The organism is Mesobacillus persicus (genome assembly GCF_900109925.1).
GTDB lineage: Bacteria > Bacillota > Bacilli > Bacillales > Cytobacillaceae > Mesobacillus_B > Mesobacillus_B persicus.
The window spans coordinates 181,717-204,278 of record NZ_FOBW01000009.1; the positions used below are offsets into that span (position 1 = coordinate 181,717).

The following is a 22,562-nucleotide window of genomic DNA, read 5'->3' on the forward strand; positions in this document are numbered from 1 at the left end:
GAATGGAACATCATGCTTCCGTTACATCACTTTTAATTGTCATTATCGTAGCATTCTTAACACCCATCTTGCTGCATCGATTTAAATTGAATTTTATTCCTGTAGTAGTCGCAGAAATTTTAATGGGTTTATTCATTGGAAAGAGCGGATTTGATATCGTTCATGGGGATATGTGGCTCGAGACACTGTCTACATTAGGGTTTCTGTTCTTAATGTTTTTAAGTGGACTTGAAATTGACTTTAGTGCCTTTAGGATAAAGAAAACCAAAGGTAGTCAACCGTCTAACCAGAATAACTTACCGAACGCATTTGCGATTTCTAGTATCATTTTCGTCGGGATATTTATTGCCTCATTGGGATTATCATATCTATTTGTTTTAACGGGTTTTATTGATAATGTCTTTTTAATGACCTTAATTATTTCTACTATTTCGCTTGGAGTCGTTGTACCCACATTAAAAGAAGCCCATTTAATGAAATCAAACATAGGGCAAATTATCTTACTAGTAGCAGTTATTGCTGATCTAGTTACAATGATTCTATTGGCTATATTCGTCTCAATTTATGATACGGAGGGCGGAAACACTTGGCTGTTACTCCTCTTGTTCGTTGCCGGAGTCGTATTGTATTTTGTCGGGAATCGGTTTAAAAGCCGTAAATTTGTCTCAGCGCTTTCAACGGGAACCACCCAAATTGGTACAAGAGCCGTATTTACTTTATTAATAGTACTTGTGGCTATTTCTGAGACGGTTGGAGCGGAAAATATTCTTGGAGCGTTCCTTGCCGGTGTTCTTGTTTCTTTATTATCACCTGATCAAGAATTAATTCATAAACTTGATTCCTTTGGATATGGATTTTTGATCCCAATCTTCTTTGTTATGATTGGTGTTAACCTTGATATATGGTCATTATTGAGTGACCCGAAACTGTTATTACTTATACCGTTGCTTCTTATAGCGTTGTTGTTATCTAAGGTGCTTCCAGTCTATATTCTGAAAAAGTGGTATGACACAAAGACAGTGATTGCCTCTGGTTTTCTACTCACTTCAACCCTCTCACTCGTGATAGCTGCAGCCACGATTGGGGAAAGAATGGGTGTGATTACACAGGAAATGAGTGGAACACTGATTCTTGTTGCTGTAATTTCTTGCGTATTTACACCAATAGTGTTTAAAAAATTATTCCCAAAGGCAGATTTAGAAGAGAAAAAACTCGAAGTCGCCTTAATTGGAGCAAACCAGATGACGTTATCGGTCACTAGGGAACTGAATTCTACCCTATATGAACCAGTACTTTATCATACAAAACAAGATAAAGCTGAAAATAAAGTTTCGAGTTCAGTGTTTGATATTATTGAAGTCAATGATTATTCACCAGAAACTCTAGACATCCATAATATCTATACGGCCGATATTGTAGTCATTTCAACGGGGAATGAAAATACAAATGCTCTCATTGCTAAAGCGGCAAAGGAGAAAGGGGCAGGACGTGTTATTGCCCGTATTGAAAACCCTGAACTCGAGGCTAGTCTGAAACAACAGGATATAGAAGTTTTCTCTGTCCTAATGTCAACAACGACATTATTGCGTGCATTAATTGAATCACCAGGGATTTTAAATATCTTGACCAACCAAGATTCTTCACTACATGAGATTCGAATGCTTAACGACCAATTTGATGGCATGACATTAAGGCGTTTCCCGTTCACAGGTGACGTGATATTTGTTAGGATTCTTAGAGGGAAAGATTCTATCGTACCGCACGGTGATACAGAATTACGTTTAAATGACCGTTTAATTGTAACGGGTTCTAATGAATATGTTGAAGAATTGAAAATGGAACTAGAGTTTGGTGCATGGAACCATCTTCGCTAATGATAAAGCCCGTCATAATTGCTATGGCGGGTTTTTTATTATGGTTCATTTCTAATTTTACATGCTCTTGATTCAAGCTGGAATCAAGAGCATGTAACCACTGCCTTCGTATAGGCACTTTTCAAAGCAAACGATATGTTGTATGATTAGCACTAGGTACTAATAACATGTGATAAGTAGGAGGATTACCATGACTTTTTCGTTGAAAGGAAAGACCTATGTTGTAATGGGTGTCGCTAATAAACGTAGCATTGCATGGGGAATAGCAAAATCTCTTCATGGAGCTGGTGCTAACCTGATTTTTACATACGCAGGAGAACGACTTGAAGGCAGTGTTAGGGAACTAGCGGGTTCATTGGATCAGAACTACCCTGTTCTCCCTTGTGATGTTACACAGGATGAGGATATTGCCAAATGTTTTAAGGACATTAAAGAACTTGTGGGGACGATTCAGGGAGTGGCACACTGCATAGCTTTTGCTAATAAAGAGGAACTTAATGGCGATTATCTGAATGTAACACGTGACGGATTCTTACTAGCCCATAATATTAGTTCTTATTCGTTAACGGCGGTTGCAAAGGAAGCGAAGAAACTTATGCCAGATGGTGGAAGTATCGTAACCTTAACGTATATAGGTGGAGAACGTGCGATAGAGAACTATAATGTCATGGGTGTTGCTAAAGCATCTTTGGATGCAAGTGTACGCTATTTAGCGAAGGATTTAGGAAGAGAGAACATTCGAGTCAATTCGATTTCTGCTGGACCAATTCGGACATTGTCTGCAAAAGGGGTAAGTGATTTTAACTTGATTTTAAAGGAAATCGAGGAAAAAGCACCGCTTCGTAGAAATACCACTCCTGAGGAAGTAGGGGATACAGCAGTGTTTTTATTTAGTGAGTTATCGAGAGGAATTACCGGGGAGAACATTCATGTCGATTCCGGCTTTCATATTATGTAACGCCCAAACCGTTAGGCAATCTGCCTAGCGGTTTTCTTATTTTATGGGTATTAACAGTGAAAAAGGGCGAATGAATCAGGGCATTCGCTCATACAGCTTGGTTACTCTCCCTATATACTGTAGTAAGTGCAAAGGAGGTGAAGATGAATGAGTGAAGACAGTCAAGATATAACTGTTGCTGTCCCAACTGTATTTATCAATGGGAAGGAATATCCTTTAAGTGGAGACTACCAGTTAAGTGAGGAAGATATGGAGAAAGTCATGGATGCAATTAATGACAGTATTGCTGAGAGTGTCATGAAAAATCTTAAAGAGCTCCAAAAAGGTTTACCGCTCATCGGGCAATTTCTTCAAAATCGGAGGTTTCTCCCTAAAGTAGAGGGAAATCTGCGGGGGAATGTAAAATTAACATTTAATGACCGTACCCTTTTTAAACTCGAACTACCTGAGCCGAAGAATTCTGAAGATCATGATTCCGAGTAATTCATTTCCCATTGAAAGGGCTCGTTCGTTTACCGAATTGCACGAATAAAAAATCGTAAAGGAGTGTGTTTATAGATGTTAGAAAACAGATGGGGTAATTCCAACAGAGGTCGCGGCGGCCGTAATGATGATGATGTACTACAAAACACAGGACAAAATCAACCACAAAAAGCAGAGGTAAAGGCAGATAATAGTGGAGATGTCAAACAGGTTGTAAATGCTAAGCGCGGTGCTTTCGTCCTTCCAATCCAAATTGCACCTAAGTTTGCAATTGCTCTACCAGCCATCAATGCTGGTCTACAGTTACCAATCTTAAGTAGTTCAGGCGAAGTTGAATCTGAAATGGAATCTGATTCTAAACACTAATGGTGTGATTTCAACCAGGCTGTTAACAGTAAATTAGCAGCCTGGTTTCTTTCCGCCAAGGAAGAGTTTTAAAATTAAAGCCCAATTTTAGCTAAAAAGGGCTTTTGTCCGACACCCAAATGCCCTTTCTTAAATATGTTATTAGTGTAAAGAACCAATAAAGAAAAGGAGGCCAAAAATTATGGGTTGTGGAAAAAAAACCGGACACACAACAGGCTGTGTATGTGATGTAGTCCGTGCGATATTAGATATCCAGGATAATGTTCAAGAAGATGATTGTACTTGCGGGTCAAACTGCTTTATGGAGCCATTAGGTGCTATTCGCCCTGAAATGAAGAAGAATAAGGTGAACACACGAGTATTTGTCTTAAAGAATGCAGATGGAACACCATTTCATGCTTTCTTCAAAGGGTGCGGTGACGCTTGTGTATCCATTTACTTCCGTGTTGAAGACGTATTTGACAACTGCTGTGCAACTCTTAGAGTACTGAAGCCACTAGGAGAAGATAAATACCCAGTTGATTTAGCTGGTAAAGACAGTTGTTGCATTGATTTAAACAAAGTATGCAAGGTTGAAGATTTTGAGGCAACAAATGATTGTGTAACTGTTGATCTTTCATGCTTCTGCGCTATCCAGTGCATTGAAGATGTAAACCTTGATCTTTGCTAAATGATGAAGCTAAAAGATCCCCCTATAGTAGGCAGGAAAATCTGCCCTATAGGGGGATTTTTCAATAATATAAGAAAGCCTAGCCTGTTAGGCTAGGGAAAATAGTCAATTGGTTAATGGAAACCAAGCATCCTAATCTCAAGAATCTCACTTTTATCGATTGTAACATTTGTTTTATTAGGAAGTGTAATTTCTACTTGGTGTTCTAAGTTCTTTAGGAACACACCTGTATAGGTTGTTTGTTCTGTGAAATATAGGCATGAAACTGGTGCTAGCTGTTCAGGGAAATTCTCTAGGTAGATTATTTTCTCACTGATTGACATCTCTTTGAAATTTTTCACCCTTTGGAATGAATACTTCCTTTTTCTACTCGTATCAAAGGGGGTTAAATCAGCTTCGGCTTCCTCTAGGAAATCCTCTTGAACAGTAACCGTTTCACTAAATTTTTCTTCTCCAATACTTGAATCAGTTACTGTTTTGAGGACATTTTCGTTCAACTCATTAGCCATTAAGCTTTTATCTTTCTTTATTTTCTTCGATGATTCTTCACGAGTGGAATACCTATATTGCATGACAACATCCGGAAATTTTGTGATTGGTTGGCTTATATATAGTACCGGTTTATGCTTTACTTTCCTACTAGACAAAAAGATCCCTCCCAATTTGGTATCAGTTTAATTTATGCACTATTGTAAAAGGAGTGAAAATATGTTTTTGGGTTTTGGTCTAGAGTCCATTATAATTCTTGGCTTAGCTTCTTTTAGATTAACAAGGCTAATTGTGTTTGATAAAATTACAGAATTTATTCGGGCTCCTTTTTTTGACGAAATGGTTGATGGAGAGGAAGTATACCTTGTGGTTAAACCAAACGGCATCCGGAGGTGGGTGGGTGAATTATTAAATTGTTATTGGTGTACAGGAATATGGGTTAGTGCCGCACTATTTATTAGCTATTTTTATTTACCGGTCCTACTTACCCCGGTCATTTTAATTTTTGCAATTGCAGCAATAGCAAGCATCATCGAAACGATCATAAGCACATGGTTAGGTGAATGAACAAGCAACAAAAACCCTCTCGCATATAATGAAGAAACTTAGTTTGAAAGGAGTCGTTTTTATTGAATAAACAGAAAAGGCAACAAACAGATGAGATAAAGGATAAGCGAAGAAAAGGCTGTGGGTGTGGTTCTTCTAAAAGAAAAAAACAAATAACCAGAAGAAGAAAGCTGTCTCAATAAGGGGCAGTTTTTTTACTTGTATAAAATTGGAAGAAGAGCTCGATTCATAAATTCGAGAAAGAAGTGGAAAATAACAATATTGAAATCGAATTGATACATAGTGAGGGATTGGTTATGAATCAAATAGGAAAAAGTGCAATGTTCAGTATGGTAATGGTCATTAGCCTATTGTTAACAGGTTGTAACTTGGGCAATACATCTGAAGACAGCCGGAAGTCAATGATTCAATCCGTCAATCCAGACCCGACTGCGATTGAAGACCAGAAGGGAAAAAATTATAAGTTAGCGGAGAAAGTGAAAAAGGATGTTAGATCGGTACCAGCTATTTATGACGTGGCTGTGCTTAAAGGGGAAGAGGAAGTACTGGTTGCTTATAAGGTGAAACATATGCAACGCATGCATATGAAAAGAATTGAGAAAGAAATCAAGCAAAAATTGGAGAAAAATTATCCAAAGGAGAATTTTATTGTTTCAAGTGATTATAAAATTTTTATAGAGGTTCTTGAACTAAAGGAAAAGATCAGGGACGATAACAACTTTTCTAAAGAAAAAGCTGAAGAAAGGCTCCAGAAAATAATTAAATTTCAACAAGAACTTACATAGAAAGGAGATGCAGTATGGCTAGTAAAAACAAAAGTCCCGAGCAAAAGCAGTACGAGAAACTCGAGCAAAAACATGAGTTAAAAAGGCCAGTCCTCCAAAACTGCGTTAAAGCTTTCTTTGTAGGGGGGACGATTTGTTTGATTGGACAGGCTATCACCTATTTCTATATCTACTTTTTCCATTTTACAGAGCAGACAGCAGGAAACCCAACAGTTGCAACAATGATATTCATCGCCATGCTTCTGACTGGTTTCGGTGTATATGATCGCATCGGACAGTTTGCTGGGGCTGGTAGTGCCGTACCTATCACTGGTTTTGGTAACTCAGTTATTTCCGCTGCCATTGAGCACCGAACGGAGGGATTTGTACTGGGTGTTGGTGGAAATATGTTTAAGCTTGCTGGATCTGTTATTTTATTTGGTGTTTTTTCCGCGTTCGTTGTCGCGTTAATCAAAACCTTACTCCAGATATGGGGGGTTATCTAATGCGGATAAGAGAGGAGGCTACCGTAAATGTTGAAGGGTAAGCAATCGTGGGTTTTTCCAACTAAACCGGTAATCGAGTCATCAAGCGCAGTGGGAGGACCTTATGAAGCCAAAGGCAAACTGGCTTCTGATTTTGATATTCTTCATGATGATTTGTGGATGGGTAAAGATTCATATGAAAAGGCCCATACACTTCTTATTGAAGAGGCCATTGAGACAGCTATTCAAAAAGCAGAATTAACGAAAGAAGATATGAATTTTATGTTTGCTGGAGACCTAGTTAATCAAATAACACCTTCTAGCTTTGCTGCAAGAACATTAGCAATTCCATACTTTGGGTTGTTTGGAGCATGTTCAACATCGATGGAGGGATTGGCTTTAGCTTCCTTTCTTGTTGATAAGCAGGGAGCAAAGAAAGTGGTTACTGGGGCTTCAAGTCATAATGCTGCTATAGAGAAGCAATTTCGCTATCCTACAGAATATGGTAGTCAGAAGCCACCAACGGCCCAATGGACGGTTACTGGAGCAGGGGCAGCAGTCCTAAGTGATAATGCCGATAAAGCCGGAAAGCTTGTAACCACTTCGGCTACAATTGGTAAAGTGATGGATATGGGGTTATCTGATCCATTTAATATGGGAGGAGCAATGGCACCAGCAGCTGCAGAAACAATTATTGCTCATTTTAAAGACATGCAACTTGACCCATCCTATTACGATTTAATTGTTACTGGTGACTTAGCTAAGATTGGTCAGCCAGTTACTTTAGACCTTTTGCATAAAGAAGGTTTAAAAATTGATAGTCAGAAGTTTAAGGATTGTGGCCTTATGATATATCAAGAAAATCAAGAAGTTCAGGCAGGGGGAAGCGGTGCAGGTTGTTCGGCAGCTGTTCTATACGGTCATCTTTTAAACGAAATGAGAAAAGGAACATATCAAAGAATTCTTCTTGTTGCAACTGGGGCTTTATTATCGCCACTTAGTTTCCAACAAAAGGAAAGTATTCCTTGTATCGCTCATGCTGTATCAATTGAAGTTCACCCCTGATTTTCAAAGGTTTTAGTTATAAAAGTAAAGGAGGGGTTTTGTCTTGCTACCAATGTTCTTTTGGGCTTTTGTTGTAGGAGGATTGATCTGTGTAATCGGGCAAATCATGTTTGATGTTCTAAAGTTAACACCCGGTCACACCATGAGCACCTTAGTTGTTGTAGGAGCAATTCTTGGTGGTTTCGGCGTGTATGACCCACTCATCGATTTTGCTGGTGCTGGGGCAACAATTCCAATTACAAGCTTTGGAAACTCTCTTGTTAATGGGGCATTACAGGAAGCAGAACAGCACGGCTTAGTCGGTGTTCTTACGGGAATGTTTGAGATCACCAGCTCAGGTATTTCAGCTGCAGTGGTGTTTGGCTTTATCGGTGCATTATTATTTAAACCAAAAGGGTAAAAAAACAATTTTGCCAAGCTAGGGGGCTCGCCCATACACTCTTAGACCATTTCACATATATTGTTATTGACTAACAGTAAAGTGAGGTGAGTGAAATGGGCTTTGGTTGCGGCTACGGTGGCTATGGCTACGGCGGCGCTGGCGCTGGTTATTACGGAGGATCAACCTTCGTACTGATCGTTGTATTGTTCATCTTGTTAATTATTGTAGGCGCTAGTTGGTATTAATGTGAGGCCTATGATAGTAAAACCGTTCTAATCGAAGAACGGTTTTTTTTTACGCTGTTTTCATAAGGCTGTTGTTATTTTACGTAGAGAAAGCTATTTAGTGTGCTCTACTGTGTTTCCAGTCTTTTTCTGATCCCTAAACTTTGTTTCAATGAAATTTTTGCACAGTGACCTCTTTAAGTCTCTAAAAGCAATTATGTTTGGAAATTTTTTTATAGAAATTAGTTATTAGAATCTTTAGAATAATGGTTGAATATTTCAGATAATCAAGTATACTAAAATATATATGCATACCAACTGGTTAGTTAACAACTCAGAAGAATCCTTTAGGATGACAACCGAAAATGTAAGCGTGTACATAGTAAGGCGGATGAATGGTACCTATGCTATGTGGAGCACAGCACAAAGAAGGTCCAAAAAATAGGAGGGAATTACACATGAGCGAAAGAAAATGGCTTGACCTTTACCCCGAAACAGTTGCCAAGGAACTGGAGTTACCAAACCAATCTCTTCCAGAAATGCTTCAAGAAACGGCAAAAAATTATCCTGATAATAATGCATTATCCTTTTTTGGTAGGAAGTTAACTTATCGTGAACTCAATGGGGCTGTTACCGGGTTCGCTGCAGCTCTTCAGTCAAATGGAGTTCAAAAAGGTGACAGAGTGGCTATTATGCTTCCGAACTGCCCTCAGTATGTTATTTCTTATTATGGGATTCTATCAACTGGTGGAATTGTAACTCAGATTAACCCTATGCTTGTAGAACGTGAGCTAGATCATATTCTAAATGATTCTGGTACAGAGACAATCATTGTGTTAGATGCCCTCTATCAAAAAGTGAAAAATGTTCAACCAAATACAAACCTAAAAAAGGTGATTGTAGTTAGTCTTCAACCTTCTGAACAAAATTTTGGTGCGGATTATACATTCGAAAGTTTTATGGCTAGTGCGAAACAACCGTTTACCCCAGTAGAACTTGAGCCTGAACATGATATTGCTATCCTACAATATACTGGAGGGACGACAGGGCGCTCAAAAGGAGCGATGCTAACACATCGTAATATCCTTGCCAATGTTCTTCAATCATATGAATTTTTCAAGGATGAAATGAACGTTGGTCAAGAAAAATGTTTAACAGTTATTCCACTCTTCCATGTATTCGGCATGACTTCTTGTATGAACCTTTCTATCTACACAGCCGCTGAATCTGTCATGTTACCTAGGTTTGATTTGGAAGAAGTGCTGAATACAATTAAGCAAGAACAACCAAGCATTTTCCCAGGTGTTCCTACTATGTATGTTGCGATTACCAATCATCCAAATGCTGAGCAGTATGGGATTGATAGTATTCGTACGTGTAACAGTGGGAGTGCACCGATGCCGGTTGAATTAATGAAAGAATTCGAAGGGAAAACCGGTTCGAAAATTCTAGAAGGTTATGGGTTATCAGAAGCTTCCCCAACTACCCATTGTAATCCACATTTTGCGGATAGGAAACCAGGTAGTGTTGGGATTGGGTTCCCTTCTACAGATTATAAAATAGTTGACCTTGCTGATGGTGAAAACGAAGTTCCAGTTGGTGAACTTGGTGAAATTATCATTAAGGGACCACAGGTTATGAAAGGATACTGGAACTTGCCGGAAGAAACCGCGATGACTTTGAGAAATGGCTGGCTTCATACTGGTGACATTGGTAGGGTAGATGAACAGGGGTATCTTTACATTGTTGACCGGAAAAAGGATATGATTATTGCTAGTGGCTATAATATTTATCCTCGCGATGTAGAAGAGGTACTTTATGAACATCCTGCTGTTCAAGAAGCCGTGGTTATCGGCGTACCAGACCCTTATCGAGGTGAAACGGTTAAGGCTGTTATTGTTCAAAAGGCCGGGAAATCCGCTACAGAAGAGGAAATTATTAAATATTGCCGAGAGAACATGGCTGCTTATCGAGTACCATCAATTGTTGAGTTCCGTGAAGAACTACCAAAAACTGCTGTAGGAAAAATCTTGCGTAGGGCATTAAGGGACGAAGTGAGAAATAAATAGGCAGCACGTAGCTGGAATACCATTTTAGGTTTTGGTTCTGTTTAGGATGTTGTTGATTACAAAATCAACATAATTGCTTAACAGAGCATAGATTATATACTTTTCCAAATAAATGAACATTTTGTTTCAAAATGGAGAAATTAAGAGTTCACCTAGGATTCGGCGAATGCTGTTGTGGTATAATGCTTTCAGAAAACAGAAAGATTGTGGGGCTGTAAGAGTGAAAGAGAAAATAACAGAACAAAGCATTCGCCTTTTCGAGAAAAAAGGTTTTAGTGAGACCTCTATACAGGATATTGTAGATTCTTTGGGGGTCACGAAAGGTACATTTTATTATTATTTTTCGAGTAAAGAAGAATTACTGATGGATATCCACTATAAATATATAAAGAACCTAGTGGAAAATCAGGAAAAAATTCTTCATAATGATAAAAATAATTGTAAAGCCAAACTGTCTGAAATCGTGCACATGCTCATAGGGAATATTGATATCCAAGGACAAAGTGCAAAAATCTTCTTCCGAGAAATGAAAAATTTAAAGCCTGAGCATCTTGAAAAAATTATTCCGCTGCGTGATCAGTTCCGGATCAATATTGAGGAATTAATCAAAAAGGGAATCGAGAAGGGAGAGTTTAAGAATCATTTAAACGCCCCTATCATAGCCCTGGGGATTCTTGGAGTAACGAATTGGAGTTATCAATGGTTTAAAACGGGTGGGAGTATGTCTGCTAAGGAAGTATCTGATATGTTTGTAGACATGATCCTAAACGGTATTGCTGGTCACTAAAGTGAGTCGGAAGAAGGGCCTTCTTCCGCTTACTTATAACACGAACATACCAACTGGTCAGTATTTAAGGAAGGGGGGAAGTCCGGATGGAAGAAATCAGTGTGACCGTAAGGTTTGGTGAAACGGATGCTCTTGGCCATGTTAATAATGCAAGTTATTTTATTTATCTTGAAGAAGCAAGGATTCGCTTTTTTGAGACTCTAGGATATAACATGAATATTAAATGCTGGAACTTTATTCTTGCTTCCACAAAGCTTGACTTTGTCAACCAAGGATACTTTAACCAAATCTTAACGATAAAAACCTTTGTATCAAAAATAGGGAATAAAAGCTTCGAACTAGGGCATGAAATCATTTGTTCGCAGACAGGAGAGCTCATTGCCAAAGGGAATGCTGTGATGGTATATTTTGACTTTGAACTTCAAAAAAGTACTCAGATTCCAGAATCATTTAGTGAAGGCCTATCTAAGCATTTAGTCTATCAATAAAAGACTGAATTTTCTTTATAATATCCGGAAGGGGAGATACGATGAGTCATAAAATCGGAGAAGAAACAATACCGGTACGGCAAGGTGAAGAATTGGATTTAACAGCACTTGAGTGGTTTTTACGGAAAAACATCGATGGACTTCCATATGAACGTCTAGAGATTAGACAATTTTCTGCTGGTCACTCCAATTTAACTTATCAGTTAAAAATGGGGGATTGGGAAGCTGTACTTAGAAGACCTCCACTTGGCCCTGTTGCTCCAAAGGCGCATGATATGGAGAGGGAGCACAAGATTATCTCGGAAATTCATCCGCTGTTTTCTCCAGCGCCAAATCCTATTTTATTTTCCGATGATACGACGATTGTTGGGAGTCCTTTTCAGTTAATGGAGCGAAAGCACGGAATTGTCTTGGATACCTCTTTTCCAGAATCCATTAAGCCAACGGAAGAGATAGGAAAAAGGCTGTCAGAAATCATGGTCGATCGACTTGCCGAACTTCATTCCATCGATTACAAAAAAACAAGGCTTGGGGAAATTTCGAAGCCTGAAGGGTTTATGGAAAGACAGGTGCATGGCTGGATCAATCGTTATCAGCGAGCTAAAACAGATGAGATTAAGGAAGCGGACCTACTAACAGAGTGGCTAGCAAAGCATAGCCCTAAGAAACATGAAGCATCCATAATCCACTATGATTATAAGTTCAATAATGCCATGTTTAACCATGAACTAACTGAAATGGTCGGCTTATTCGATTGGGAAATGACGACGGTCGGAGATCCGCTAGCAGATTTAGGTGTAGCTCTAGGGTACTGGGTACAGTCAGATGATCCAGATCTCCTAAAAAAGGGTTTTAGCAAACCATCCGTTACCGTTTATCCTGGGTTTTTGACCAGAAATGAATTCATTGAAAGATATGCAGAAAAGAGCGGGCGCGATGTGGAAAATATAAACTTTTATCTAACCTTTGCTTATTTTAAACTTGCAGTTATTCTTCAGCAAATTTACTACAGATATAAAAAAGGGCAAACAAGTGATGAAAGGTTTTCTAAATTTAATGAGACTGTCCGGAACCTAATTATTTACGGCACCCATGTAGCATTTAGTAAGTAGTAAGGACGCCTACCGACTTACCGAACATGCAGTATTGGAAATTCAAATGAACAAGAGGTGCATCTATGAAAAAAATTCACCTTCTATTAAAGAAGGAAGATTTAAATGAAGAAAAAATAGAAGCAGGCAGTAAGATTGCTGTAGTACTGGATGTTTTATTAGCAACAACGACGATTACTTCAGCCCTCCGTGATGGGGCAAAGCAAGTAATACCCGTTATGGATAGCAGGGAGGCTCTTGAGGTTTCTCAATCATACTCGAAAACCGAATGTGTGATAGCTGGGGAGTTAAACGCTAAGCCGATAGATGGCTTTGTCTATCCAAGTCCTTCTTTGATATCAACGATGATAAAGGATAAAACCTTAATTCTATCAACTACTAATGGAACTGTTGCACTTAGAAAAGCATCTCCTGCAAAACGAGTTTTTATTGCTTCGCTTATAAATAATCCGTCTGTTGCAGAAGCAGTACGCCAGGAGAAGGAAACTGATACGATTGTTGTCGTTTGTTCTGGAAATTCAAGTGGGTTTAGTTTAGAAGATTTTTATGGTGCAGGCCATTTTATTGATTGCCTCACTGGTGAAAGTTTAAGTGAATTTGATTTAACCGATTCAGCATTGGCAGCATTGTTGTTTTATCAGGCAAGAAAGGAAGAATCAAAGGAAATCTTATCCTCTGCACTAGTAGGTCGAATGTTCAACCGTCATGAGGGTGACATAGATTTAAGATTAGCTGCACAAAAAGGGTCAGTTAATCTTGTTCCAATTCTTGTAGATGGAAAATTCATTATTTCGAAAAAGAAAGTCGCTTATCAGAATAAAGATTAGAAGATGAGGTGGGTAAAAGATGACTAGATTTGCAGATTGTGTTGCTGTAGTAACAGGTGCTGGAAGTGGAATTGGCAAAGCGGCTGCAGCCCGCCTTGCTGTTGAAGGTGCGAAGGTCATCCTTGTAGGGAGGACAACATCAAAATTAGAGGCTGCAGCACGTGAAATCAATGCAACTCAGAAAATCCCTGCTGCTGAGGTTTTTACCGCGGATGTTACAGATGAAGAGGACCTTGTTGAATTAAGGCAATACATCGAACAGCAATATGGAGATTTACACATCCTAATTAATAACGCTGGAGGTTCTAGCAATACAAAAATACTAGAGATGGATGGAAAAGAATGGGACCGAATACAAGAGGTTAATCTTAAAAGCGTCTTTCTCACAGCAAAGGTTCTGGGAGGATTAATGGTCAATGGGGCGGAACGGAGCAGAAGTCAGGATAACCGCTCGATTGTTAATGTTGCCTCCTTATCTGGGCATCAGGCCGGTGCAGCGATCCCACATTATAGTGCCGCGAAAGCAGGAGTCATTAATTTAACAAGATCATTAGCGCTTGAATTGGCCCCTTATGGTATTAGGGTGAATTCTGTATCACCAGGATTTATTGAAACTCCTCTTACAGAAAAGGGATTACAAAACGATAAATTCGTGAAAGCGATTGAGCGGAACACAGCCTTACAAAGAGTTGGAAAGGCCGAAGAGATTGCGAACATTATTACCTTTGTCGCTTCAAGCGAAGCATCTTATATGACAGGATCCGATGTGCTCGCAGATGGCGGTTGGTTAATTAAGTAAATAGGTAATACTCTTTTTTAAAACAATAATAAAAAACTATTTTAATAAAGGGGAAATGACAATGAGTGGAGAACATTTATTGATAGGTAGAGAGAGTGGGATTTTATCATTAAAGCTTAATCGTCCCGAAAGTCTGAATGCATTTAGTCCAGAGATGATACTCGGGCTGACAACAGCTATAAAAGAGGCTCAAACAGATGAGGGTGTGAAAGTGATTGTTCTTTCCGGATCTGGCAGATCTTTTAGTGCAGGTGGGGATGTAAAAGGGATGGGGCAAGCCACCCCAACGCATACGTACGATCATATTGGGCGACTAAACGATTTAATTCTTACTATGAGAAATACAGAGAAGCCGATTATTGCTGCTGTACATGGCTTTGCTGCTGGTGCAGGATTTAATCTAGCGCTTGCCTGCGATCTAATTATTGCGGCTGAAGATAGTAAATTTGCGCTTAGTTTTTCCAAGGTTGGGCTTATTTCTGATGGAGGCGGTTCTTATTTCCTTCCGCGCCTAATTGGTCCTCATTTAGCAAAGCAATTCTTCTTTAGCGGAGAACCGGTACCAGCAGAGCGGATGTATCAGCTAGGGGTAATTAATGCCCTAGTACCAGCTGAAAGATTAGAGGAGGAAACTCTAAAATTTGCTACAAAACTCTCATATGGTCCTGGTCGTGCATATGGAATGATGAAAAAGCTTGTGGATCACTCCTTTACTGCCACACTCGAAGAAATATTAGAACAAGAGAGAATTACTCAAACCATGATGATTGCAACAGATGATCATCAAGAAGGAGTAGCAGCATTTAAAGAGAAAAGGAATCCTGTTTTTACAGGAAAATAGTGGGGAGAGAATTTGATATGAGAGCAATACAATTTAAAGAATATGGTGGCCCGGAAGTATTAAATTTAATTGACGCTGAGAGGCCAGTAGCGACAGGGAAAAATGTAGTTATTGAGGTTCATGCTGTTGGAGTTAACTATGCCGACACTGCTAGACGCGAGGGGCAGTATGTAGTTCCAACGCCATTGCCATATATTCCAGGAGCTGAAGTTGCTGGGGTTGTTACAGAGGTTGGAGAAGAAGTAACTACTATCAAACCTGGTACAAGGGTTGTAACTTTACTTGAGTCGGGTGGTTATGCAGAGTATGTGCTTGCCGATGAGAGGTCTTTGATTCCTCTCCCAGATCAGATTGATTATCAAACGGCTGCAGCTCTACCATTACAAGGATTAAGCGCTTACCATGTTTTAAAAACAATGGGAAGGCTTGAAAAGGGTGAAACAGTTCTAGTTCATGCAGCTGCAGGGGGCGTTGGAACGATAGCTGTTCAGCTAGCGAAGATTTTTGGGGCTGGAAAAGTTATTGCCACTGCTAGTACGGCGGAGAAGTTGGAACTAGCACGTGAAATGGGTGCGGATGTGTTAGTTAATTACACGGAGGAAGACTGGGAAAAGCAGGTTTTTGAGGCAACTGGCAGAAAGGGAGTGGATGTTGCTTTAGAAATGGCAGGAGGCGAGATCTTCTACAAGACGTTAAAGTGCTTGGCCCCTTTTGGTAGACTAGTAGTCTTTGGTGTAGCAAGTGGCGAGCAGAGTAAGTTTAATCCATCTTCCTTAATGGCTAGAAACCAGTCTGTGATTGGATTTTTCTTACCACAAATTATGAGAAGACCAGAACTTCTTTTGCCAAGTACCAAAGAACTTTTTCAATATGTAGTTGAAGGAAAGCTGAAACTAACAATTGGTGGGACATTCCCTTTAGAGCAGGCTCAGGAGGTTCACACATTACTCCAAGGAAGAAAAACGGTAGGTAAATTGGTACTAGAGCCAGCAGGTAAGTAAAAGTTAGCTTAATACTAATAAAAAAAAGAGCCATAATGGGCAGTACCTCGAATTTTAGACATTACTAAAATTTGGAGGTGCTTTTCATTTGGCTCTTTTTCACCTTTTTGTATCTCTTTCATAGTATAAGAGTAGTTCAAAAAGGGGCGTGATGTTTTAATGGATAATCATTTCTTCAAAAATATTGAAAAGAAAACAGGCGTTAATATGAAGGATATTTTTGAATTAGCAAATTCCCTCCAAAACGCAAACTTTAAAGATGAAAAAACGGTTCGAGGTGTCATCCGCAGAGTATCACAAATTGCCAATAAACCAGTATCTCAGGAAATGGAAGATAAAATTGTTGAATCGATTGTCAAGGATGGAAAGCAGTTAGACATTAATCAAATTTCTAAAATGCTAAATAAAAAATAATGAAGGTTAAAGGGCCATGGTTATACTTATAAAGGTCCAGTACTTGTAAGTAGGCGTGAATTAATTCACGCCTATTTTTATTGGGATTAGCCTCTTACGGGCAATATTATACAAAGCACTAGAGAACTAGCAAAGCGAAGTGCCCTTTTACTTTACGGGTTCCTTTGATTGAAGTTCCTTTCTTAACCCTGTTATAAAACGAGAAGGATTGGCTTTTCTTCCTCTCCTATGCAGTGGCACCGAGAGATAAAGTTGTTCCATTGCACGTGTGACCGCTACATATAAAAGGCGACGTTCCTCTTCAAGGGGCTGTAGTTCTCCGTTTCTAAATGAGTCTAAAGCAAAATCATGAGGGATACCACCTTCAACCGTACCTAATACGTATACATACTTGTATTCAAGTCCTTTTGCTCGATGGATTGTACTTAGGATGATTGCATTTCCTCTCTTTTTTCCAAGCTCTTTAATTTCCCGATTCATTGCTATCATATGGTCAGCATGTTCAACAAACTCACGAATGTTTTTAGTGTGTCTGGCTGCAACCTTTAGGTCACGAATATCATCCGATCCCTTTTCCCACTTATTCCCTTCACTGCCGCGCTTTTTCATGAAATCCTGGAAGCCTAAATCTTTCTCCACACGATCAATAGCTATAACGGGACTAAGAGAAGAGAGTGAACGGACAATGGGAACGAGTTTCTTTAATTTTTGTTCTTGAAAAGCAAACCCTGTTTTCACATGGGACAATGCTTCAAGCATAGAGCAGTCATTTAGAATACTTTCAGCCTGAAGATCTCGGAAAACAGATTGTTTAAGGAACAGGGAAGGTAAGATATTTTTAACCGCGTCTCCATTATCTTCATCAAGACTTAAACGGAAAAAGGCTAAAATTCCTCTCACCATAAATCTTTCATAAAATGATTCTATATCTTGATCCATTTTAAAGGGGAGACTGGAGGTGGCGAGTCTTTCAAAAATCGCTCGGCTTGCTGTATTGGTACGGAATAGTACAGCGAAATCAGCTGGTTCTGCCCCGCGTTTTATTTTTTCTTGAATATCGGTGAGTATCATTGTCGCTTCCTCTTCCTCATCGTAAGGGTAAAAAACGACTGGCTTGGTAGAAATGGAGTATTGTGCCTTCATTTCCTTTGCAAATCTTTGTTGATTGGCCACGATAATTGTATTAGCCGTTTCGACAATCTCATGGGGAGAGCGGTAATTTTGGTTCAAGATAACCTTATTTGTACCAGGAAAGTCTTTTTCAAACTCTAGAAGATAGGTAGGATCACTTCCACGAAAAGCATAAATCGACTGATCATCATCTCCCACGGCACAGACATTTTTGGTGCGTGCAGATAACATTTTAATTAGTTCATACTGTACTTTATTTATATCTTGAAATTCATCGATGAGAAAATAATCAAAACGATTTTGATATTGTTCTAGGAGGTGCGGTTGATCCTTGAATAGACGGTAACAGCCTAACAACATGTCATCAAAGTCATAAAGCCCATTTCTTTCTTTTACAGCTTCGTAATCCCTATACAAAAGTGAGACCTTTTCTTCCCAAGGGTCTGCCGGTTTCACTTGTCCGGGGGAACATAGCATGTTTTTCCATAACCCAATTTGTTGGAGTGCTAAATCATAGGCGAACTCCTTATCATCGAGGCCTAACTTTCGTCCAGCCTCTCGTACAATCTGTTCCCGCTGCCATTCCATTTTTAATAAATTTTCCCCAGACCATTTTTGACGATGGTGGAAGAGAAGTATCTTGTAGAATATGCTGTGAAACGTTCCAGAAACAATTGACTGAATCTGAGCCTGTTCAAGTCCAGGGTAGCTAATAAGTCTTTTTTTCATTTCTGCTGCAGCTTTTGCTGTAAAGGTAACTAGCATGATTCGATTAGGAATGATGTTAAGCTCGACCAGCATATAGGCAGTTCTAGCTGTAAGAACCCGCGTTTTACCACTTCCAGCGCCAGCTAAAATTAGCAGTGGTCCCTCTGTGTTAATAACTGCTTGCTCCTGATTTTCGTCGAAACGAATCCCTGCATTTTTAAGTTCCTTAATATACCCATACTCCTGATTGTTTGTTTCTACCCTTTTAGTTTTTGTAAAAGGACGTTGTATTTTTAACACCTGATGGTGCTGGAAGGTGGCGGCTTCAGGTTCTGTTGTTAAAACTGCTCTTGATTTTGGAAGGCGAAAGCCATCTTGTACGCGAAACGAATTGTTTGATTCGCGGGGAGAGGATTCACTTGTGGATTCCTCACAAGGGGTGTTCTTTTTAATGTGGTGATAGAAAAAAGGTTGTTCCTGTATTCCAAGGTATAACCGAACAGACTCTCCGCATACCGAACATGATAAAAAGCCTCTTTTTCCATCGTCATACAGCGTTTGATAATCCTCACGGTTGATGTTTTCTAGGCTAATTTTACTATTTTTATAGAAAGCGGTCTTCATAGAAATCCCTCTTTATTATCAAAAATCAGATAGACTCTATCATATCAGAATGTCGGGAGAATGAAAAAGAGTATTTCATAAAAGTTTGGTTGTGTTTCAGTACTTTGTTAAATCCTCGATACAGTGATTGGAGCGGGAGTCAACAACTACGATAAACCACATTCCAAAAATAAAGGACCCTTTTTAAAGGCCCTTTATCTCTTTTTTCATTGTTTTGTGAGGAATACCGGCATCAAGGAATTCCTCAGATATCACCTCGTAGCCAAGTCTACTATAGAAAGGGATTGCATGTGTTTGTGCGTTTAGCTTTAAAGCAGAGACTCCCTGTGTTTGGGCATGTTGCTCAATTTTCTCCATAATGGCTTTACCTGCTCCAGTCCCTCTTTGAGAGTCTAAAACACAGATGCGTTCTACCTTGCCTAGACCATCGACAATGCGGAAACGACCTGCACCAGCAGGTTCGCCATTGCTGTATAGTACAAAGTGACTCGCTGAGTCCTCATATTGATCAATTTCTTCTTCTTCTGGAACATTTTGTTCCTTAACAAAGACTTCCTTTCTTACCCAAAATGCATCATTTAGTTCTTTATCGTTACTAACAACCTTTACTTCCATTACTCACTAATCCTTTCCGATTCGAAATGTTTCATATACGGTCCAAGAGCCGTTTTCTAACTGATATAATAAATGAATTCGATCAGCCATCTCTTCGAACCCAATCTTATTCATTCTTAGGGACTCATACACATCAGAATGTTCATCATCTGATAGGTTTTGGCCGATGGTAATATGAGGGACAAAATTGTATTCTTGGCCGCTGCTAAAGGTGAGTCTTAAATCATGGTGCAATTGCTCGAGCACTTCAGTCGGTTCTACTTTTAGGTAAATGACGTTATTGACTGGAGCAAAGGAACTGAACTTAGAAATCCTAAGAGAAAAGGGGGTGTAGTTCTTTGCAATTTCATGGATTTTTTTTGCGATATCTTGAATTTCCAAATCCGTCGCTTCGAATCCAGTTTTTAGAGTGAGATGGGGTGGAATCAAAGCGTAATTCGGGTCATACCGTTTTCTGTAAGAATTTGCGAAGTCCTGAATTGCTTTTGATGGGAATACCACAACGCCAAATTTCATATCATAACCTCCAATTACTATTTTTTCTGCCATTATTGTGGGTATTTGTTTACCCGCGATTATAACAGTTCTTTCATACAAGTATGATATTTAGCTATTTAGCAAATAATTTCTTTAACGCAAGCTTTATATCTGGCTGCCAGTGTGTCCAGTAATGGCCACCTTCAAATTCAGAATAATGATAGGTGCCTTTATGTCCCTTGAGGATTACGGATAGTTCGCGGTTGGGAGATAAAAAGTCCTTTTTTGAGTAATCAGTTGTTTTAACCTCAGTTTCTTTATTCCCAATCGTATGATAGATATTCAATAGTCCTGTGTCATGGAATTCCTTAGCACTAGTTAGTACCTTTTCATCTACATAAGGAGATTGTAGAATAATATGACCGAACGTATTTGGATACTCTAGAGCTGCCATCAAGGAAACGGTAGCCGCTAAAGAGTCACCTATCAACCCTCTGCCCATTCCCATTTGAAACGTTGGATATTCTTCGTCTAAGAATGGAACGAGCTCATGGGCAAGGAATCGAATATAAGCTTCGTGCTGGTCGCCGTTAGGATGATACTTTCGCTTGCGGTCTTCAACGGACTTGTATGGGACACCAACGATAATAAGGTTTTCGACTTCTTGGTTTGCGAGCAATTCATCTGCCGTGCGGCCTATTCGCCCAAGTTGAAAGTAATCTCGACCATCCTGGGCAATCAGGACAGTATATTTATATAAGGACGAGAATGTCGAAGGAAGATAGACAAGTAAGGTCATCTCTTCCCCAAGGGAATAACTGAATAAGTTTAGTTCCTCTATTGTTCCTCGAGGAAAGTCCATTATTGTACCTCCTTTTTCCTTAGGCTGTGTTCGTAAAGATTATTGTTGAAATCCTAAAGCCGGTTTTAACGCTGAAATGCCTATTTAGTGTTTTCAGTCTAAGTGTGCAAGCTCTTTTCTCAAATCCATAGCAAATTTTCAACGAAAACCTAGCTGTGAAATTCTATATAAGCTCTGACAGCAAATGTTTGAGAAAGAGTCTTTACATAAAAGGTAAAATTGCTTCTTTAAAAATTTTAGCATAAGCAAGATGAAAAATCTTATATCTAGGTTCTTAATTCTATTTTTTCTGATAGATGAGAATGGATAACGGTCTTTTAGTCAATAGTTTAAATTGACAAAGTTGTTTATATTTATGATAGAATAAAAACGAGTATCTTTATTTTTAAAAGGGGGTTTTTTGATGAAAAACAAGAAGTTTTTATTGACAACGATCTTAATGTTGGCGCTCTCAATGTTTCTTGCTGCCTGTGGTGGCGGGAATGAAGAGGGTGGAACAGACACTGACGAAAAAGAAAAGACAGATGACGCACCTAAGTTTATGAGTATCTTGACTGGTGGAACTGGTGGTACATACTTTCCACTAGGAGGAGCGTTTGCAAATATCGTATCTGACGCTACAGGAATCGATACAAATGCTGAGACTACGGGTGCTTCTGCAGAAAATATGCAATCATTAAAGGATGGAAAAGGTGAAATTGCCTTTACTCAAACGGATATTGCATCATATGCAACTGAAGGAAAGCTAATGTTTGAAGGAAATGCTGTAGAAAATATTCAAGCGATTGGTACTCTTTATCCTGAAACAATCCAAATCGTAACAACAGAAAAGTCTGGAATCACATCTGTTGAAGATTTAAAAGGGAAGAAAGTATCCATTGGTGCTCCTGGTTCTGGAACAGCAGCAAATGCAGAGCAAATTCTTGAAATTCATGGCATTACGCTTGAAGATATTCAAAAACAAGATTTAAGCTTTGATGAATCAGTAAATGGAATTAAAGATGGAAACATTGACGCTGCCTTCGTTACTGCAGGAACTCCAACTGGTGCAGTTGAAGAACTTTCAGCAACAGAAACAGTTGTAATTGTTCCTGTTGAAGCGGCAAAAGCGGAAGAGTTAATTGCGAAATATCCATATTACACTAAAGATGAAGTTCCATCAGGAACTTATAAGCTTGCAAGTGCAGTACCAACTGTTGCTGTTCAAGCGATGCTAGTTGTAAGTAGTGATCTTTCAGAACAAGTGGTTTATGACATTACGAAATCTATTTTTGAAAACCTTGATCAAGTAACACATGCAAAAGCAGAGCAAATCAGTGCAGATAAGGCTCTTAATGGTGTTGGAATTGACGTACACCCTGGAGCACAGAAGTATTTTGATGAGCAAGGTATCACGGCTGAGTAATTAATAACAGCCATTTGACCGGACATAGTCCCTATATAAGGGTTCTGTGCCCGGTCAATTATTCTTAAAGGCATA

General features: G+C 39.2%; 26 protein-coding genes. 21 read left to right on the forward strand and 5 right to left on the reverse strand.

Annotated elements, in window-relative coordinates; translation table 11 throughout:
- Window positions 1-2: 2 nt before the first annotated feature.
- The 5 genes from BMX30_RS14010 to BMX30_RS14030 all read left to right on the forward strand — a co-directional run bounded on the left by BMX30_RS14010 (window position 3) and on the right by BMX30_RS14030 (window position 4,351).
- Complete coding sequence (locus BMX30_RS14010; protein WP_090746778.1) at window positions 3-1,874, forward strand: monovalent cation:proton antiporter family protein; 1,872 nt, start codon at window positions 3-5, stop codon at window positions 1,872-1,874.
- A 190-nt stretch (window positions 1,875-2,064) separates the two neighbouring features.
- On the forward strand, window positions 2,065-2,832 hold the full coding sequence (gene fabI, locus BMX30_RS14015) for an enoyl-ACP reductase FabI (RefSeq protein WP_090746781.1): 768 nt from the start codon (window positions 2,065-2,067) through the stop codon (window positions 2,830-2,832).
- A 147-nt stretch (window positions 2,833-2,979) separates the two neighbouring features.
- Window positions 2,980-3,315: a hypothetical protein gene (locus BMX30_RS14020; RefSeq protein WP_090746784.1), complete on the forward strand. Its 336-nt coding sequence runs from the start codon at window positions 2,980-2,982 to the stop codon at window positions 3,313-3,315.
- Window positions 3,316-3,390: 75 nt separating this feature from the next.
- Window positions 3,391-3,681, forward strand: coding sequence for a hypothetical protein (locus BMX30_RS14025; protein WP_090746787.1), 291 nt, complete (start codon window positions 3,391-3,393; stop codon window positions 3,679-3,681).
- A 181-nt stretch (window positions 3,682-3,862) separates the two neighbouring features.
- Complete coding sequence (locus BMX30_RS14030) at window positions 3,863-4,351, forward strand: CotY/CotZ family spore coat protein (RefSeq protein ID WP_090746790.1); 489 nt, start codon at window positions 3,863-3,865, stop codon at window positions 4,349-4,351.
- A 113-nt stretch (window positions 4,352-4,464) separates the two neighbouring features.
- Here the strand turns inward: BMX30_RS14030 and BMX30_RS14035 are convergent, their stop codons facing one another.
- Window positions 4,465-4,998: a CotO family spore coat protein gene (locus BMX30_RS14035; RefSeq protein ID WP_170843891.1), complete on the reverse strand. Its 534-nt coding sequence runs from the start codon at window positions 4,996-4,998 to the stop codon at window positions 4,465-4,467.
- Window positions 4,999-5,059: 61 nt separating this feature from the next.
- Here BMX30_RS14035 and BMX30_RS14040 point away from each other — a divergent pair, with 61 nt between their 5' ends.
- The 15 genes from BMX30_RS14040 (at window position 5,060) to spoVIF (ending at window position 16,665) form a co-directional block, all read left to right on the forward strand.
- Entirely contained in the window at window positions 5,060-5,407 is a 348-nt protein-coding gene (locus BMX30_RS14040; RefSeq protein WP_090746796.1) for a DUF1360 domain-containing protein, read from the forward strand.
- Between the two features lie 296 nt (window positions 5,408-5,703).
- Complete coding sequence (locus BMX30_RS14045; RefSeq protein WP_090746799.1) at window positions 5,704-6,192, forward strand: YhcN/YlaJ family sporulation lipoprotein; 489 nt, start codon at window positions 5,704-5,706, stop codon at window positions 6,190-6,192.
- A gap of 14 nt (window positions 6,193-6,206) precedes the next feature.
- Window positions 6,207-6,677 carry a stage V sporulation protein AC gene (gene spoVAC, locus BMX30_RS14050; protein WP_090746801.1) on the forward strand — a complete coding sequence of 157 codons (471 nt, stop codon included), beginning with the start codon at window positions 6,207-6,209 and terminating at the stop codon, window positions 6,675-6,677.
- Window positions 6,678-6,704: 27 nt separating this feature from the next.
- Window positions 6,705-7,721: a stage V sporulation protein AD gene (spoVAD, locus tag BMX30_RS14055; RefSeq protein ID WP_090746804.1), complete on the forward strand. Its 1,017-nt coding sequence runs from the start codon at window positions 6,705-6,707 to the stop codon at window positions 7,719-7,721.
- Window positions 7,722-7,764: 43 nt separating this feature from the next.
- A complete protein-coding gene (spoVAE, locus tag BMX30_RS14060) occupies window positions 7,765-8,121 on the forward strand; it encodes a stage V sporulation protein AE (RefSeq protein ID WP_090746807.1) in 357 nt (118 codons plus the stop codon).
- Between the two features lie 95 nt (window positions 8,122-8,216).
- Window positions 8,217-8,348 carry a YjcZ family sporulation protein gene (locus BMX30_RS14065; RefSeq protein WP_090746810.1) on the forward strand — a complete coding sequence of 44 codons (132 nt, stop codon included), beginning with the start codon at window positions 8,217-8,219 and terminating at the stop codon, window positions 8,346-8,348.
- A gap of 437 nt (window positions 8,349-8,785) precedes the next feature.
- Complete coding sequence (locus tag BMX30_RS14070; RefSeq protein ID WP_090746813.1) at window positions 8,786-10,396, forward strand: long-chain-fatty-acid--CoA ligase; 1,611 nt, start codon at window positions 8,786-8,788, stop codon at window positions 10,394-10,396.
- 220 nt (window positions 10,397-10,616) lie between these two features.
- Window positions 10,617-11,183 (forward strand): TetR/AcrR family transcriptional regulator, encoded by a 567-nt coding sequence (locus BMX30_RS14075; RefSeq protein WP_090746890.1) that lies wholly within the window; start codon window positions 10,617-10,619, stop codon window positions 11,181-11,183.
- Window positions 11,184-11,269: 86 nt separating this feature from the next.
- A complete protein-coding gene (locus BMX30_RS14080; RefSeq protein ID WP_090746816.1) occupies window positions 11,270-11,671 on the forward strand; it encodes an acyl-CoA thioesterase in 402 nt (133 codons plus the stop codon).
- A 41-nt stretch (window positions 11,672-11,712) separates the two neighbouring features.
- The gene (locus tag BMX30_RS14085) at window positions 11,713-12,783 is read left to right on the forward strand and encodes a phosphotransferase family protein (RefSeq protein ID WP_090746818.1); all 1,071 of its coding nucleotides are present in this window, start codon (window positions 11,713-11,715) and stop codon (window positions 12,781-12,783) included.
- Window positions 12,784-12,848: 65 nt separating this feature from the next.
- Window positions 12,849-13,610: a 2-phosphosulfolactate phosphatase gene (locus BMX30_RS14090; RefSeq protein WP_090746821.1), complete on the forward strand. Its 762-nt coding sequence runs from the start codon at window positions 12,849-12,851 to the stop codon at window positions 13,608-13,610.
- A 19-nt stretch (window positions 13,611-13,629) separates the two neighbouring features.
- Window positions 13,630-14,409, forward strand: a complete 780-nt coding sequence (locus BMX30_RS14095; RefSeq protein WP_090746823.1) for an SDR family NAD(P)-dependent oxidoreductase — start codon at window positions 13,630-13,632, stop codon at window positions 14,407-14,409.
- Window positions 14,410-14,470: 61 nt separating this feature from the next.
- Window positions 14,471-15,250 carry an enoyl-CoA hydratase/isomerase family protein gene (locus BMX30_RS14100; RefSeq protein WP_090746827.1) on the forward strand — a complete coding sequence of 260 codons (780 nt, stop codon included), beginning with the start codon at window positions 14,471-14,473 and terminating at the stop codon, window positions 15,248-15,250.
- 17 nt (window positions 15,251-15,267) lie between these two features.
- Window positions 15,268-16,251, forward strand: a complete 984-nt coding sequence (locus BMX30_RS14105; RefSeq protein WP_090746830.1) for a quinone oxidoreductase family protein — start codon at window positions 15,268-15,270, stop codon at window positions 16,249-16,251.
- A gap of 159 nt (window positions 16,252-16,410) precedes the next feature.
- The gene (gene spoVIF, locus BMX30_RS14110) at window positions 16,411-16,665 is read left to right on the forward strand and encodes a sporulation-specific transcription regulator SpoVIF (protein WP_090746833.1); all 255 of its coding nucleotides are present in this window, start codon (window positions 16,411-16,413) and stop codon (window positions 16,663-16,665) included.
- A gap of 147 nt (window positions 16,666-16,812) precedes the next feature.
- Here spoVIF and BMX30_RS14115 read toward each other — a convergent pair whose 3' ends face one another.
- The 4 genes from BMX30_RS14115 to BMX30_RS14130 form a co-directional block, all read right to left on the reverse strand.
- Complete coding sequence (locus BMX30_RS14115; protein ID WP_090746836.1) at window positions 16,813-19,128, reverse strand: ATP-dependent helicase; 2,316 nt, start codon at window positions 19,126-19,128, stop codon at window positions 16,813-16,815.
- Between the two features lie 183 nt (window positions 19,129-19,311).
- Window positions 19,312-19,743, reverse strand: a complete 432-nt coding sequence (locus BMX30_RS14120; RefSeq protein WP_090746840.1) for a GNAT family N-acetyltransferase — start codon at window positions 19,741-19,743, stop codon at window positions 19,312-19,314.
- A gap of 6 nt (window positions 19,744-19,749) precedes the next feature.
- Window positions 19,750-20,259, reverse strand: a complete 510-nt coding sequence (locus tag BMX30_RS14125; protein WP_090746844.1) for a YjcG family protein — start codon at window positions 20,257-20,259, stop codon at window positions 19,750-19,752.
- Between the two features lie 94 nt (window positions 20,260-20,353).
- Window positions 20,354-21,082, reverse strand: a complete 729-nt coding sequence (locus BMX30_RS14130; RefSeq protein ID WP_170843892.1) for an alpha/beta hydrolase — start codon at window positions 21,080-21,082, stop codon at window positions 20,354-20,356.
- A 403-nt stretch (window positions 21,083-21,485) separates the two neighbouring features.
- Here BMX30_RS14130 and BMX30_RS14135 point away from each other — a divergent pair, with 403 nt between their 5' ends.
- Window positions 21,486-22,487 (forward strand): TAXI family TRAP transporter solute-binding subunit, encoded by a 1,002-nt coding sequence (locus BMX30_RS14135; protein WP_090746850.1) that lies wholly within the window; start codon window positions 21,486-21,488, stop codon window positions 22,485-22,487.
- The last annotated feature ends 75 nt before the right edge of the window (window positions 22,488-22,562 follow it).